Annotated in this window: 17 protein-coding genes; 11 read left to right on the forward strand and 6 right to left on the reverse strand. The window is 68.7% G+C overall.

Annotated elements, in window-relative coordinates; translation table 11 throughout:
- Positions 1 to 162 precede the first annotated feature (162 nt).
- From VD972_RS09360 to VD972_RS09390, 7 genes are read left to right on the forward strand one after another with little or no spacing between them, the layout of a single operon-like run.
- Complete coding sequence (locus tag VD972_RS09360) at positions 163 to 585, forward strand: hypothetical protein (protein ID WP_324984103.1); 423 nt, start codon at positions 163 to 165, stop codon at positions 583 to 585.
- A gap of 22 nt (positions 586 to 607) precedes the next feature.
- On the forward strand, positions 608 to 1,051 hold the full coding sequence (locus VD972_RS09365; RefSeq protein ID WP_324984106.1) for a hypothetical protein: 444 nt from the start codon (positions 608 to 610) through the stop codon (positions 1,049 to 1,051).
- A 37-nt stretch (positions 1,052 to 1,088) separates the two neighbouring features.
- On the forward strand, positions 1,089 to 1,484 hold the full coding sequence (locus VD972_RS09370) for a phage tail protein (RefSeq protein ID WP_324984109.1): 396 nt from the start codon (positions 1,089 to 1,091) through the stop codon (positions 1,482 to 1,484).
- A gap of 8 nt (positions 1,485 to 1,492) precedes the next feature.
- Positions 1,493 to 1,714 carry a hypothetical protein gene (locus tag VD972_RS09375; protein ID WP_324984112.1) on the forward strand — a complete coding sequence of 74 codons (222 nt, stop codon included), beginning with the start codon at positions 1,493 to 1,495 and terminating at the stop codon, positions 1,712 to 1,714.
- Between the two features lie 3 nt (positions 1,715 to 1,717).
- A complete protein-coding gene (locus VD972_RS09380; RefSeq protein WP_324984114.1) occupies positions 1,718 to 4,189 on the forward strand; it encodes a hypothetical protein in 2,472 nt (823 codons plus the stop codon).
- A gap of 3 nt (positions 4,190 to 4,192) precedes the next feature.
- Positions 4,193 to 4,996 carry a hypothetical protein gene (locus tag VD972_RS09385; RefSeq protein ID WP_324984118.1) on the forward strand — a complete coding sequence of 268 codons (804 nt, stop codon included), beginning with the start codon at positions 4,193 to 4,195 and terminating at the stop codon, positions 4,994 to 4,996.
- Positions 4,997 to 5,014: 18 nt separating this feature from the next.
- Positions 5,015 to 7,405, forward strand: coding sequence for a fibronectin type III domain-containing protein (locus VD972_RS09390; protein ID WP_324984122.1), 2,391 nt, complete (start codon positions 5,015 to 5,017; stop codon positions 7,403 to 7,405).
- Here VD972_RS09390 and VD972_RS09395 read toward each other — a convergent pair.
- The 6 genes from VD972_RS09395 to VD972_RS09420 all read right to left on the reverse strand — a co-directional run bounded on the left by VD972_RS09395 (position 7,390) and on the right by VD972_RS09420 (position 10,655).
- Positions 7,390 to 7,893: a hypothetical protein gene (locus tag VD972_RS09395; protein WP_324984127.1), complete on the reverse strand. Its 504-nt coding sequence runs from the start codon at positions 7,891 to 7,893 to the stop codon at positions 7,390 to 7,392. The genes VD972_RS09390 and VD972_RS09395 overlap by 16 nt on opposite strands.
- 287 nt (positions 7,894 to 8,180) lie before the next feature.
- Positions 8,181 to 9,065: a hypothetical protein gene (locus VD972_RS09400; RefSeq protein ID WP_324984131.1), complete on the reverse strand. Its 885-nt coding sequence runs from the start codon at positions 9,063 to 9,065 to the stop codon at positions 8,181 to 8,183.
- A 137-nt stretch (positions 9,066 to 9,202) separates the two neighbouring features.
- Positions 9,203 to 9,397, reverse strand: a complete 195-nt coding sequence (locus VD972_RS09405) for a helix-turn-helix domain-containing protein (protein ID WP_324984134.1) — start codon at positions 9,395 to 9,397, stop codon at positions 9,203 to 9,205.
- Positions 9,398 to 9,638: 241 nt separating this feature from the next.
- Positions 9,639 to 10,004 carry a cupin domain-containing protein gene (locus tag VD972_RS09410; RefSeq protein ID WP_324984137.1) on the reverse strand — a complete coding sequence of 122 codons (366 nt, stop codon included), beginning with the start codon at positions 10,002 to 10,004 and terminating at the stop codon, positions 9,639 to 9,641.
- A gap of 152 nt (positions 10,005 to 10,156) precedes the next feature.
- Positions 10,157 to 10,351 carry a hypothetical protein gene (locus VD972_RS09415; protein ID WP_324984158.1) on the reverse strand — a complete coding sequence of 65 codons (195 nt, stop codon included), beginning with the start codon at positions 10,349 to 10,351 and terminating at the stop codon, positions 10,157 to 10,159.
- 100 nt (positions 10,352 to 10,451) lie between these two features.
- Complete coding sequence (locus VD972_RS09420) at positions 10,452 to 10,655, reverse strand: cold-shock protein (RefSeq protein ID WP_324984141.1); 204 nt, start codon at positions 10,653 to 10,655, stop codon at positions 10,452 to 10,454.
- Positions 10,656 to 10,920: 265 nt separating this feature from the next.
- Between VD972_RS09420 and VD972_RS09425 the strand changes: the two genes are divergently transcribed.
- The 4 genes from VD972_RS09425 to VD972_RS09440 form a co-directional block, all read left to right on the forward strand.
- Positions 10,921 to 11,400: a Spy/CpxP family protein refolding chaperone gene (locus tag VD972_RS09425; protein WP_324984144.1), complete on the forward strand. Its 480-nt coding sequence runs from the start codon at positions 10,921 to 10,923 to the stop codon at positions 11,398 to 11,400.
- A gap of 59 nt (positions 11,401 to 11,459) precedes the next feature.
- Positions 11,460 to 11,666 (forward strand): hypothetical protein, encoded by a 207-nt coding sequence (locus VD972_RS09430; RefSeq protein WP_324984147.1) that lies wholly within the window; start codon positions 11,460 to 11,462, stop codon positions 11,664 to 11,666.
- A 15-nt stretch (positions 11,667 to 11,681) separates the two neighbouring features.
- Positions 11,682 to 12,362, forward strand: a complete 681-nt coding sequence (locus tag VD972_RS09435; protein WP_324984150.1) for a response regulator transcription factor — start codon at positions 11,682 to 11,684, stop codon at positions 12,360 to 12,362.
- The coding region (locus VD972_RS09440; RefSeq protein ID WP_324984154.1) for a HAMP domain-containing sensor histidine kinase at positions 12,362 to 13,667 on the forward strand (1,306 nt) is incomplete at its 3' end. The genes VD972_RS09435 and VD972_RS09440, both read left to right, overlap by 1 nt.

Raw genomic sequence — 13,667 nt, forward strand, 5'->3', positions numbered from 1 at the left:
CGCTCACTGGCTTTTGTGGCGGAGGAGTCGAGCACCTACTGCGGTGGCGCTTCACCGAAAGCTTCCGGCTGTGGCTGGCCGACTACCTGGAGCAGGGCCACCCCATTCCCCCGTGGCTCACGGCCGAACACAAGGTGAGCCCGGCAATCCCGGAGTGACGTTGTGGCTCGCGGCAAGGTGAAGGTGACGGTGGATGTGCGCGACCTGAAGCGCCTCCGGGACAACCCGGAGCTCGTGCTGCGCGAGTTGGACCACCCATGCAGAGATGTCGTCCGGCACACCCTCGACGTGTCCAACTTCCTCGTGCCGCGCGGCAACCCCACGGACGCGAGCAACCTCGCCGAGACGGCCTTCCTCACGGGGCCCGAGTACAACCTGGGCCCGCCCCTCTCCACCACCTGGCTCGCGGGCTACAACCACCCCGCGGCTGGCGCCATCCATGAGGGCTTCCACTGGGGAGCGCAGACAGAGAAGCCCCCTCCCCACTGGATGAAGAAGAGCTTCAAGGGGGCGCGCGGCCGGGCCCGGAAGGCCGTGGCGAAGAGCGTGGCCGAAGTGCTCCGCCGCTTCTTCCCAGCGAAGTAGCAACCTCACAAGGAGCAGCCCCATGGCAGACCCTACCCCGGCATATGCCGAAGCCATTCACGTCACCGAAGCTGACGACACCACGCTCTCCGACAGCAACAAGCTCGAGGAGACTTCCTCGTTTGATCTCAACGGCGCGCACACCGTGCAGCCCCGGCAGAACCTCAATAGCGACGGGCACACCAAGCAGGGCGTCACGTGGCACGAGTACAGCGGCTCGCTGGAGTACCGCGTCGTCCGCAATAGCACCGTGCAGGGCACAATTCACACCGCAGCGGCGGCCGGGACCTCCGCGTGGGTCCACGTCATCAACAACCCCGCCGCGACGGCTGGCCAGACGAAGGGCTACCAGTACGAGATCTTCTTCGACAGCAACAACAAGAGCTGGCCCGCCGGCGACTACATCAACGGCAGCGTGTCCTTCAAGGTGAGCGGCGCGCCCGTCCCGATTGTCGTCGAAGCCTGAGCCAGAGCCACGACCACAACCACCGTAGGAGCTACCTGTGGATATCAAAGCGAAGCTGACGGGCGCCCAGTGGCGCATTCACCTGGAGCGCACCCTCAACATCGACGGGGAGGAGGTGCCCGTCATCATCCGTCGTCCGCCCGAGCACCTGCTCATGTCCGTCCTCGACGCGGCCCAGAAGGCCGGGGAGGTGGACAAGGAGCACAAGCCGGTGAGCGAGTTCGCGACGGTCCGCCTCATGGCGCGCATCGTGGCGACGTGCCTCTTCGCGCCGGGCGGGCTGCGGCCCATGTTCTCCAGCGGCGGCGATCTCGACACCGTTCTCCAAGCGCCCTGGTTGATGGAGGTACAGCAGGACTGCATGTCCGCCATCGGCCACGCGGTGAAGCTCACGGACGTGGCCAAGGATTTCTCCGAGGCGACGCCGACCTGAGCCACTCGGTGGGCGTCGCCATCCGTCTGGGCCAGCGCCCCTCCGAGGTGCTGGCCTGGAGCATGCTCGAGGTGGCTCTGGTGGCTGGGTACTGCCAGCTCGAGGTGGAGCAGTACGAGAAGAGCCAACGCCGCACCGCAAGCTCAACACCGCCCGCTGCGCCAGCAGCAGGTGGTGCGCACACGGTGAGGACTCACACCCGCTACGTGGTGAAGCCGAAGGAGAAGTAGGCCATGTCCGGAGCACTCAAGGCAGGCAGCGTCTACGTCTCGGTGAGCGCCGCCATCGGCGAGTTCACTCAGTCGATGGGCCAGATCATCAAGTCCGTGGAGAACACCGCCAAGCGGGTGAAGGAGGCGGCCAAGGGGATCGCCGAGGTGGGCGCAGTCTTCGCGGCGGCCATGGGGGGCGCGGTGCTGGCGGCCGCCCAGTCCAACCGCGCGATGCAGAGGGACCTGGAGCACCTGAAGGGCTACCTCTACACGCTGGCGGCGGACTTGGGGGACGCCTTCGGGCCCTTCCTCCGCGAGCTCACCGCGGCTGTGGGCTCGGTGGTGGGCGCCTTCCAGCGGCTCTCTCCCGAGGTGAAGGCGGCAGTGGCCCAATTCGTGGTGCTCGGTGCCGGGGTCGGCGCTGGAGCTGCGGTGCTGAGCAAGGCGGCAGGGTTGGTGGAAGGAGTAGCCAAGGCGGCCGGGCTGGTGCTGGTGCCAGCTCTCAACGGGGCCAGCGTGGCGGCCAAGGGCCTGGGCGCGGCAAGCGCCAGCACCTTCCCGGCGCTCGGCAAGGCGGTGGCAGGCATGGAGGCAGGGGTATCCCAGAGCCTCGCCAAGATGGCGCTGTCGTTCGCGGGCGTGCTCATCCCCATCGCCGCAGTGGCCGCTGCGGTGGCGGGCATCGTGCTGCTGGCCGGCACGCTCTACGAGGCTTGGAACGACTCGAGCACGGGCATGAAGGCCGCCGTGCTGAGCGCCTGGGAGTCCATCAAGGACCTCGGGAAGAAGCTAGCCGACACACTCGGAGGCTGGTGGACCACACTCAAGGGCTTCCTGCTGGAGGGATTGAAGACGCTGTTGGATGTCGTGGCAGGGGTGGCGCGGAAGATCGGCGGGGTGATGGCTCCGCTGGCGCGCGGCTTGGGCCTGGACCGGCTCGCCTCGGTGTACGAGGACCTGCAGCAGCTCACCGGAGACAGGATCCTCCGCGACTTGCAGAGCGGAGCAAGCTTCCTCGCGGACAAGGTGACCGAGGCGGCCACCACCCTGGCGAACGGCGCGGTGTCCGTGGGTAAGGAGGTGGCCGAGGGGGTGAGCTACGGCCTCGCCTACTCCACCAAGGGACTGAAGCGCCTGGCCAAGGACACGGGCCTCGAGGACTTGCCCGGCAGACTGAAGGCCGCGCTGAGTGGAGTGTTGGCCGGGCCTGCCGGACAGGTGCGCAAGCCCTTCGAGGACGTGGACGTGAGCACCGTGGGTAAGGGCCCTGGGCTGGGCGCCTCGGCGCGCGAGTTCCAGTCAGGCATGAGCAGCGCCGTGCGTGCCCGGCTTGACTACCTGAAGGAGCAGGCCAAGCAGCTCGCGGACTCCGCCGCGGACGCCATGCGCGCAGCGAGGGAGTCTCTGGCGCAGCGGTTCGCCGGGGCCTTCGGGGACTTGTCCGCGCTCTTCTCCACCTTCCAGCAGGGCATGGCGGCAGGCGGGCCTGCTGGGGGGCTCATTGCCGTCATCGCGGACCTGCTCACCCGGAGCCAGCAGTTCGCAGTGCTGGTGGAGACGCTCTCCGGCCTCATCGGCATGGTGGCCGACTGGCTGGGGAAGCTCGTGGAACCGTTCATTCCTCTGGTGGGGGCCATCGCCCACCTCATCGAGGCGGGGCTCCAGGCGCTCACGCCAGTCCTCCAGTCCCTCTCTGCGTTCGTCGAGCCGCTGGTGCCCAGCATCATGGTGCTCGGCGAGCTCCTCGCGGGGCTCGCCCCCGTCATCGCCCTGGTGGTGCAGGCGCTCATGGTGGTGCTCAACCCGCTGCAGCTCTTCGCGGGCCCGGCGCTCAAGGCGCTCTTCTCCGTGCTGAAGACGGTGAGCACCATCATCCTCACCGTCATGAAGGCGCTCGGGGACGTGTGGAACGGCATCGTGGGGGCCATCCAAAAGGTGTTCCGCATGCTCGCGGACATCAGCGTGTTCGGGGTGAAGCCGCTCGGCTTCCTGGATGGTTGGGCGGATGGCCTGCAGAAGGCCAAGGTGGACACCGAGGCCATGGCGCGCGCTCTCCAGTCCCTGACGGGGATGACCTACGAGGCAGCCTTGGAGAAGGCCAAGGAGACGGCCGAAGTCATCCGGAACCGGCAGGCGACCGAGAAGGCGACGCAGGCCCTCACGAACGTCCCGAGCGCCTTCAAGTACGCGCTGGCCTCCTTTTCCGCCCAGGATCCTCAGGGCCCGGGGACGATGCCGGTGCCCTCCGCGCCTCCTCCTCCGAGCGGCGGCGGCACGTGGGACAGCGGCACGCCCTCTCCCTGGGGCGGTACCGGCGTCACCGCGCCAGGCCAGACGCCGGGTGGAGTGGGCAGCGGCCCAGCAATCGACACCGTCAACATCACCACCACCTCAGTACCTGAGGCGATGGAGAAGCTGGAGAAGCTCATGGACAGGCTCGGCTTTGCGCGCACGGGCTCACGGGGCCGACCGGGCCGGTACGCGGTGGAGTGAGCCATGGCCCACCTGTACATTCACGGCATTCCCGTGGAGTGCTCCGCAAGCGAGTACCAACCCGTGAGGCTCGGGGAGGTGGTGCGCTCCCTCAACGGCGCGCCACGAACCACGGCCCGGGCGAGGAAGCGGGATTACCGCTTCACCACGGATCAGGGCGGACTGCTGCTGGAGGATGCCGAGCTGCTGCGCGCCCTCATTGAGGGGGAGGGACACAGCTGGAATTTCGAGGAGCAGAGCCTCAACAGCTCGCGCGCCCTCTTGCCCATTGCTTCAGCCGATTACGAGATCGCTCCAGACGAAGGAAAGCACGGAGCCTATGGGCTTCGGGTGTTCTCGCTCACGGGCTTCGTGCAATGGGATCTCACCCCGGACGCCTCTTGGGATTGGACTGAATGGACGTTGATGGCGTGGCTGGCGTTGTCCGAGCCCGCCAACTACAGCCACTACATCATCACGAGCGGAGGAACCTGCTGGAAGGATGGAGTGATCGCCACAGCGCCGGCCGAGCTTGTGCTCGCGGCCAGCGGAATCCTCACTGTGGGGAGTGGGGATGAAATCCTCGTAGATGACCTGGTGGCCCTGCCCTACGTGGTGCCGGCTGAGTGGGTGCCCTACCTCGAGGACTTCTGCGCGGACGAGGAGTGGCCGGGGCTTCCCCTCGTGAGGGCCACTGGCCCCGGGGTACAGGCTCCTGGACTCACGACCGTGGGCCAGGCGGGGGCAGCACGCCGGGTGCCCATGCGCGAGGAGGACGGCAACTTCACAACGGGGGAGGTGTTCGACTTCACTCTCTCAGGTGTCTGAGCACCCCTTCTAAAAGGGATGCGAACTCTCACGACGCAGCAGCTGGCGACGCTCAACTCAACGGTGGGCTACAGCGCATGGGCCCGGGTGAAGGTAGAGCGCTCAGGCCTCTGGTACGACCTCACGAACCTGGAGAGCAGAGACTTCCTCGAGGAGGTGAGCTGGAGCAACTCCTCGGACTCGCCCACCACTGGGGCCACAGTGCGCTGCAAGCGGGAGGTGAACGGGGCCTCCCTTGCTCCTCTGATGGTGGGCACGGCCATCAACACCTTCTCAGGCGCCTACTCCGCGCTGCTCAAGGAGGGGAGGCTCTTCACGGTGGAGGCCGCCGTGGTGCCGCTCGGCATGGAGCCCACCTCCTCGGACTGGGCCGAGGTGTTCCGCGGGCGGATTGATGAGGTCGACTGCGCGGAAGATCTCGTCTTCACCGGCAGAGACTATGGATGGGGCCTGCTCCAGGACACCGTCATTGAGAGCGAGCGGGAGTACGGGAGCCCCACGGGCGTGGACGTGCAGCTCGTGCAGCAGGACATCCTGGATGACAACGGACTGTCCGCCTTCACCCTCTACACGCCGCTCTCCCCGAGCTGGGCGCTGAAGAAGTACGTGCAGAAGGGGGAGCCCGTGGCGGATGCCCTCTCCGCGCTGGCCCGCCAGCTCGGCTGGGAGGTGCGGTGGAAGTGGCTGAGCTCCGGGCCTGGCACGGGGAACTGGCGCCTGTGGTTCTGGAGCCCGGACAGGAGCGCCACCGTGCCGGCGTGGACGTATGGGCCAGGCGAGTACCAGCGGCTCGAGGAGGTGCGCACCTCCATGGCCGACATCCGCAACGTGGTGGAGGTGGTGTACTCGGACAGGAGCGATCTCGACGTAGCGGGCAACCCAAAGCGGAAGACGGTGAGCGTGAGCGACGCCACCAGCATTGCCGCCAACGGCCGCAGATTCATGCGCATCGCCGAGGACGCCACCTCCAACGTGGACACGTCCTCAGAGGCAACCACGCTGGCCAACACTGGCTTGGCGGATCTCAAGGACGCGCCCCTCGGCGTCTCCTTCGAGGTACTCTTTCACCCGGGCCTGGAGCTGGGAGACCTGGTGAAGCTGGAGGGCAATGCGGTGCACTTCACCGCGGACCAGACAGCCTCGGTGCAGAGCCTCACGCACACCCTCAACGCGGGCGGCGCCACCACGAAGATCACGCTGCTCGGCCGCCCCACGATTGGCCGGCGCACCTGGCTGGACATGGAGCAGCGGCCGGGCATCGCCCCTGCCTCGCCCTTCACCGGGCCGGATGCGCCCTCTAGCCTCGCCACCGCGGAGACGGTGACGGGACTGCGCGTGCGCTTCACCGCGCCCACCCTGGGCCCAGGGGCTGCCTCCTACGAGCTGCACGTGAGCACCACCAACGGCTTCACGCCGAGCAGCTCCACGTGCCGCAACACCTCGGACGCCACCGAGTTCAACGTGGCGGACCTCACGCCGGGCACCACCTACTACGTGCGCGTGGTGCCGAGGGATGCGAAGGGCAACCGGGGCACGGCGAGCGCCCAGCTCACCCTGACGCCCAAGTACGTGGCCCCGGGCATTCTGCAGCCGCGCGTCTCCTGGGGCGTGCTCCCGCTCAACGGGGACTTCGAGGTGAGTACCGGCACGAGCTCTCCCCCGGATGCATGGAGCTTCAGCGGCACGTGGAACACGCACGCGCAGACGACCACGGACGTGCTCAGCGGCAAGGTCGCCATCCACTTCCCGAACACGGCCACCACAGCGACGCTCACCGGACAGCCCTTCACCGTGCGCGAGGGCGAGGTGTGGGTTTTCTCCTGCTTCTACAAGCAGAGCGTGGGCACCACGGCCTCGGGGGTGCTCGCCTTCACCTACCTGGACGCGAACCTCGGGGCCCTCAGCTCTGTGAGCGTGAACCTCGGGGCGAGCGCGGCGACCAACACGTGGACGCGCGCGGTACAGCGGGTGACGATTCCCGCCGGGGCCCGCTTCGGAGAGGTGAGCTTCAGCCGCTCCGGCAGCTACGGCGGCTCCCTCACCGTGGACAGCGTGGATGCGCTGCGGGCCGTGGGCTGGGGCGCTTGGACGAACGTCGCCTTCGAGAACTCCTGGAGCAACGCGAACCTCGCCGTGTACGGCCCCGTGCAGTACCGGGTGAATGACCTGGGCGAGGCGGAGTTCCGCGGCATGGCGCTGGCCCCATCTCCTGCGCCCGCCAACGATGCAACCATGTTCACCCTTCCGGCAGGTGTGAGGCCGGCTGACTACCGGCGGGTGTTCGACAGGGGCACCACGACGGGGACCATGGCGCGGGTCTACTGCGAGGTAACGGGCCCAGTGAAGGTGAGCAGCATCGCCGCCGGGAACAGTCTCTCCCTGGACGGGGTGCGCTACTTCGTGAGCTGAGCACAGGCGAGTAGCCACTCCTCGAAACGACCTGCCTGCACGCGAGTGGCGATGGTGGAGCCATGGTCCTGCGCCAGCTGGAAGCGCCAGTACCCTCCCTCCACGTCCACCATGCACACCGCGCCAGGCTGGCCCGTCCTGCCCCATGGGTGCTCGGCAGAGCCCAGCCACTCGGTGGAGGCGATCCGCACCGCGCAGGTGGTGGAAGCGCTGCCCTCCGAGAAGAAGCGCGCCTCATGGTGCAGGGAGCGCGAACCGTCCGCCTCGAGCGAGCCCATGCAGGCGATGGCCGCCACGGCCCGGCGTGGCCCCGGCTGCAGGAGCCCAGCAGAGCGCATGGTACCCAGCGCCTCCGGAGTGGCGGGTGTCTCTCCAGCGTCACAGGCAACCAGCAGGATCGAGAACACCACCAGGATACGCGCGATGTTGTGCATCAGCCCTCCCTCCCGTTCGGCGCTCGCGGCGCCGCTGAACTTGTCCACGCTCATCGTCCACACCCCTCACAGCGAACGGCCCAGATCTGTCCCCACTGCCCGTCCCGCTCTTTCTCGCCCTGGTGCACCAGGCGGCCCTTCCCTGCCGGAACCCACGCGCCGCAGGAGCAACGCCCCGCGCGCGCGTTAGGCCGGTGCACAGAGCTGGCGGCATTCCTGCACTGGGGCTCGGGGTGCCGGAGGCCCGTGGCGGCCGTGTAGAACGCCTGCTCCGTCTTCCGGATGCGCCCTCCGCAGGCGGTGCATGAACCCTGCTTCTTGGCAGCGATGAGGGGCATGGCCTATGCCTCGGCGAGCGCTGCACGAAGCTCGCGCAGGCCCTCCTCCCGGAGCTGGCGGACACCCTCCAGCGTGGTGTGCAGGCGGCGCGCGAGAGCCCTGTCCCCCACGACCCCCTCGCGCAGGAGCCCCATGGGCCCCGCCACCGCAACCCGGAGGCGCACGGGCAGCGCGGCGAGAGCCACCACCGCCCGGGCCTCTTCGGCCCGATCCGACTGCATGATCTCCAACTCGTCGCAAACGAGGGCGGCCTCCTCCAGAGGTACCGCCCGCAGGCTCTCCTCGGCCAGCAGGAGCGCCCCGGCATGGGAGGTGCCACCCTTGGACAGCACCTCCTCGAGCGTCTTCTCCTCGGCCACGGCGCGTGCCTGGGCTGCCTTCCTCTGCCGACGCCCCCAGCGGGTGACGTGGATCGGCGCGGTGGCCTCCAGGGCGCGGCCCATGGCCTGCCTGGCCAGCTTGCGCACATAGGCGGGCCACAGAGTGCGGCCCCGTGCCACACCTGGCGTGAAGCGCTCCCACGCCTTCAGGCGGAGCAGCTCCAGCTCCCCCTCGTGCTGCAGGTCCTCCAGGGAAAGAGGGCACCCCGGGCGCCACGCGGCACGCGCCACCTCGGCCACCTCCGACCGGGTGAGCTCCAAGAGGTGCTCAACCGCCCCCGGACTTCCTGCACGAGCGGCGCGCAGAGCATCCTCGAGCGCGATGGCCTCGACTCCGGCGTAGCGGCGCGCACCCGGGGCCGACCGCAGGGGGAGGACCAGCTGCTGTCCCTCCGGCTGCGTCCGCCCGCGGAGGTGGGGGCGGAAGGCGCGCTGCGCGCGGCGATCCACACGAGGCAGGTCCCCAAGGAATCCGAACGCGAGCTGCCCGGACGTGCGTGTGGGCACGGGTGCGACGTGAGTGCCCTTTGGGCACGGCAAGTCGGCGCCCTGCCGCGGAGGGAACGCTGGGCCAGAGCGCGAGCTCATGGCAGAGCCTCTGGTTCCCGTTGCGGAGGCGGGAACTGGGAACCGCCGGGCGCGCATCAGCGGCGCCCTCGGGCGAGAAACGCCTCAAGCGACGCGACCGGGATCCGGATGGAACCCCCGACCCACACCCGCTCCAGCTCCCCGCGCTCCAGGAGTGCGTAGACAGTGGCCCGGCAGACGGCCAACTCCGCCGACACCGCGCGCACGGTGAGCAGCGGCGGCGCCACGGGCCGCACCATGTTCCGCACCACGGGCGCACCACGGCCAGTCGAAGCGGTGGAAACGGTGCTAACCGCCGACGCCTCCCCCCTCTGCGGAACGCCCGTCTTTTCAACAGGTTGCGAGCCGGTGACAGGGCCTGCGAGCCCCTGCCAACCCACCCCACCCCGGCTCATAACCGATTGGTCCCTGGTTCGAATCCAGGAGGGCCCACTGCGGTGCCCCTCCCCGCTCCTCGGGAAGCTTCACCGAGGCGCTGGGGCGGGCGCCACCTCAGGCCTGCGCCGGCCCCTTCGGGGCCTGCTCGTCACGGCCATGCACGGACGCCGGCGGGCTGGTGGCCTCCACCGCGGTAAAGGCCTCGAGGATCTTGTACGTGTGTCTCGCGCCACGGGGGACGAGCCATGAGTCTCCCGGGTTGAGCAGCAAGATCTGCCCCTCCAGGTGCAGCTCGGCCCTGCCCTTCACCACGTAGCCCACCGTCTCGTAGTCACGCGCGACAGGCGCCGCTGGCTCTGCCGGCTGCTCGTCCTCCCACAGCCGCATGGACACGCGGATTCCCGAGGCCAGGTACTTCTGCCCCATCTCCCCGCGCGGAGAGTGGCGTGCTTCGACCTTCTTCACGCTGGTGTCACCCATGCCTCGTCTCCTCCCGCTTCGCGGTGTTGGCCGCTGAACGTCTCTGAAGGGAAGGTAAGGAAGGAGCGAGGGACGACACCCCGAGGGAACCCGCCTGCTCCCTCCTCAACGGAAGAGAGCAGGGGCTCGGCCTCAGGGGCACTGCCAAGAGCCTAGTAGCCCTCAAGCGGCGGCTGCGGCCCGGGGATGATGCCTGCGATGTCCGGATCCACACCCTCCTGGCCGGGCTGGATGACACGATCTGCCTTCTCCTTCTTCCGCTGATCGCGCCGAACGTCCTTCTCCTTGTTCTTCTCCTTGCGCGCCAGTTCCTTCTGGCGTTTCGACATTCCCGGGTGTTGAGGCACGGTGCCCTCCTTCAGCAGCATTAAGGTCTGAGAACCAAAAACAAAAGGCCCAGCCCCTCATAAGGGCCAGGCCTCGCTCTGGCGAGTGTAATGATGCGCGTCAGCCCACGACGCGAACGTTCTCTGCCTGAAGCCCCTTGGGGCCGCGCTTCACGTCGAACTCCACGCGCTGACCCTCAGCGAGCGTGCGGAACCCGTCCGACTGGATGGCGGTGTGATGGCAGAACACATCCTCGCCACCCTCCTGCGCGATGAAGCCAAAACCCTTGGAATCATTGAACCACTTCACAGTACCAGTTGCCATTGCTCTTCTTCTTTCCGGCTAAGCACGACCTACATCGTAGGCCGGACGTCTCCAGAGCGGACATCGCCCCGGTGCTGCCCCTCTATCACGGGGCGCCGCCGATGTAACCCCTCAGGTCCCCCCCTCATTCCTTTTTGAACACACCCCACCCTTCACACTTCTTCACGCCGGCAGAGGCCTCCCCTTCACACCCGCTCTCTACCTTCTGCTCCACACAACGCGATTCCCGAGCGCCTGTCCGCTCGGTTTTCCAAGGAGCAGGAACATGTTTGGATTCTTCTTTGGTACCGCTTGCCTGGCTGGCCTCATCTTCACGCTTCGCCGGGGGCGCTGGCACCACCACGGGGGCCGCGGCGGGCGCTGGAGCTGGCGCGGAAAGATGCGCTGGCTCTTCGAGCGGCTGGACACCTCGCCCGGCCAGGAGAAGGTCTTCGTCAAGGCCGCGGACGAGCTGACCGAGGCCTTCGAGAAGCTGCGCGACGAGGTCCGCACCACCCGGGCCGCCATCGCCCAGGCGCTGCGCAGCGAGGAGTTCGACGCGGCCTCGGTGCGCACGCTCTACGAGAAGCATGACGCGCTGATCGCCAACCTGCGCGAGACGCTGCGCACCTCGCTGGCGCAGATCCACGAGTCGCTGGATCCACGCCAGCGCCGCGAGCTGGCGGACCTCATCGAGCACGGCTGGGGCTACGGCTACCGTGGCCACGGTGGGTGCGGCTGGCGCGGCGGGCCCCGGTACGTCTGAGCCCCCTGACACGACACCAGAACCAGAACCAGAACCAGAACCGGAAAGGAACGACTGCCATGCGTCGCCGCATCCTCATTGCCATGCTCACCCTGGGCACCATCGGAGGCTACGCCTCCGGGTTCTCCAGCCTCCGCCACCGCTCCCAGTGCCGCCGCGCCTGGATGGAGCAGCGCGCGTCTCCCACGTGCGCGCCCTGCCCTGGCGGCGCCCAGACACCCGCGTCCGCCAGCCCCGAGGCCCCCGCGCCTTCCGGCCCGCGCTAGAGTCCTGAGCCACCCATGGCGACCCGCGTCCTCCTCATCGACGACGACACCCGGATGTTCGAGTTGCTCGCGCAGTACCTGGGGCAGAACGGCATCACGGTGGCCCACGCGCCGGATGGGGGACGCGGGCTGGCCGCGCTGGAGGCCAACGCCTATGACGCGGTGCTGCTCGACGTGATGATGCCGGGCATGGATGGCCTGGAGGTGTGCAAGCGCATCCGCGCCAGGCGGCAGATCCCCATCCTCATGCTCACCGCCCGAGGGGATGAGACGGACCGCGTGGTGGGCCTGGAGCTGGGCGCGGACGACTACCTCGCCAAGCCCTTCAGCCCTCGCGAGCTCATGGCGCGGCTGAGGGCCGTGCTCCGGCGCGCGCAGCCCTCCTCGGTGGCGGACCGGCTGGAGTCCAGCGGCGTCTCCATCGACGTGGCCGGGCGCGAGGTGAGGATGAACGGGCAGGCCGTGGAGCTCACGGGGCTCGAGTTCGATCTGCTCGTGGCGCTCATGCGGCGCGCGGGCCGCGTCGTCCCCCGGGATGCCCTGCTGGGCGAGGCCGGCCGCAGCGACACCGTGGTGGGCGAGCGCACCGTGGATGTCCACATCTCCCACCTGCGGCAGAAGCTCGGGGACGAGGGCGGAAAGCTCATCAAGACGGTGCGCGGTGTGGGCTACGTCTTCGCCAAAGAGGGCGTGTGATGAAGCCCGGCCGCCCCCATGACTCCGAGCCTCGTGGCGAGCCCCCGACGCAGCCCGACGGCGCTTCCTCCCCCGCGTCACAGGACCGCCGCTTTGAAGGGCACTGGCCTCCTGGCCACGGGCCCCACGACCGGTGGCACAGCGGCCCTCCCTGGCGCCATGGCCATCGTCCCCACGGCCCCTGGTACAAGACGCGCCTGGGCCGCTACCTCCACGCGCGCCTGCACCGGCGGATCTTCATCTGGTTCGGGCTCTCCATCCTCGTCACGGGCCTGATTGTGGCCACGGTGATGAACCTGACGGGGGGCTCGACCTGGCGTCAGGAGATGGAGCTGGCCCGCACCTTCGTCAGCAACCGCTTCGCCGAGGTGTGGGACGTTCCCGTGCGGAGGGATGCCCTCGTCCAAGACATCTCCCGCGACCTCAACGTGGATGTGGAGCTGCGGGACGCGTCCGGGGCGCTGCTGATCCGCGAGGGCACCGCCTGCGACAAGCCGGACTACACGGTCCCCGTCATGCGAGAGGGAACCCTGCTGGGGACAGCCCAGGCCTGCTACTGGCGCACCCGTGCCCGGCGTCCCTGGCGCAGCATCCTGCCCCTGCTGCTCTCCGGAGCCATGCTGTGGATGCTCTCGGGCGCCATCTCCCGGCGGCTGACCCGTCCCATGGATGAGCTGGTCCGCGCCGCCAGCGGCCTGGGTGAGGGGAAGCTGGAGACCCGCGTTCAGCTGGGCCGCGGCGCCACGGGCGAGATGGGCAAGCTCGCCGAGGCCTTCAATGACATGGCCGCGCGCATCGAGCGCCAGATGGCGGATCAGCGGGAGCTGCTCGCCGCCGTGTCCCACGAGCTGCGCACCCCGCTGGCGCGTCTGCGCGTCCTGACGGAGATCCTCCGCGACGGCGGCGGAGATCCCAGGACGCTGGACAATGTAGACCGCGAGGTGGTGGAGCTGGACGCGCTGGTGGGCGAGCTGCTCGCCAGCTCACGGCTGGACTTCGGCCAGGTGGCGCCCCGCCCCCTCGATGCCAAGGAGCTGGCCTCCCGGGCGCTGGAGCGGCACGGACTGCCCGCGGAGCAGCTGTCCGTGGAGGCCGCGAGCACCTCCCTGGTGGCGGACGCGACGCTGCTGGGCCGGGCACTCGCCAACCTCCTGGAGAACGCTCGGAAGCACGGCCAAGGCGTGGAGGCCCTGAAGATCTTCGAGCGCGATGGACGCCTGGCCTTCTGCGTGGACGATCGCGGCCCAGGCCTGCTCCCGGGCGAGGAGACGCGCATCTTCCAGCCCTTCTATCGGAAGGACCGGG

Source organism: Hyalangium sp., assembly GCF_035629615.1.
Taxonomy (GTDB): Bacteria; Myxococcota; Myxococcia; order Myxococcales; family Myxococcaceae; genus Hyalangium.

Bases quoted from the DNA above. Each gene is read 5' to 3' on its own strand.
- VD972_RS09430 (WP_324984147.1), top strand. From the start codon at position 11,460: ATGCGTCGCCGCATCCTCATTGCCATGCTCACCCTGGGCACCATCGGA.
- VD972_RS09425 (WP_324984144.1), top strand. From the start codon at position 10,921: ATGTTTGGATTCTTCTTTGGTACCGCTTGCCTGGCTGGCCTCATCTTC.
- VD972_RS09365 (WP_324984106.1), top strand. From the start codon at position 608: ATGGCAGACCCTACCCCGGCATATGCCGAAGCCATTCACGTCACCGAA.
- VD972_RS09395 (WP_324984127.1), bottom strand. From the start codon at position 7,893: ATGAGCGTGGACAAGTTCAGCGGCGCCGCGAGCGCCGAACGGGAGGGA.
- VD972_RS09385 (WP_324984118.1), top strand. From the start codon at position 4,193: ATGGCCCACCTGTACATTCACGGCATTCCCGTGGAGTGCTCCGCAAGC.
- VD972_RS09390 (WP_324984122.1), top strand. From the start codon at position 5,015: ATGCGAACTCTCACGACGCAGCAGCTGGCGACGCTCAACTCAACGGTG.
- VD972_RS09410 (WP_324984137.1), bottom strand. From the start codon at position 10,004: ATGGGTGACACCAGCGTGAAGAAGGTCGAAGCACGCCACTCTCCGCGC.
- VD972_RS09420 (WP_324984141.1), bottom strand. From the start codon at position 10,655: ATGGCAACTGGTACTGTGAAGTGGTTCAATGATTCCAAGGGTTTTGGC.
- VD972_RS09380 (WP_324984114.1), top strand. From the start codon at position 1,718: ATGTCCGGAGCACTCAAGGCAGGCAGCGTCTACGTCTCGGTGAGCGCC.
- VD972_RS09435 (WP_324984150.1), top strand. From the start codon at position 11,682: ATGGCGACCCGCGTCCTCCTCATCGACGACGACACCCGGATGTTCGAG.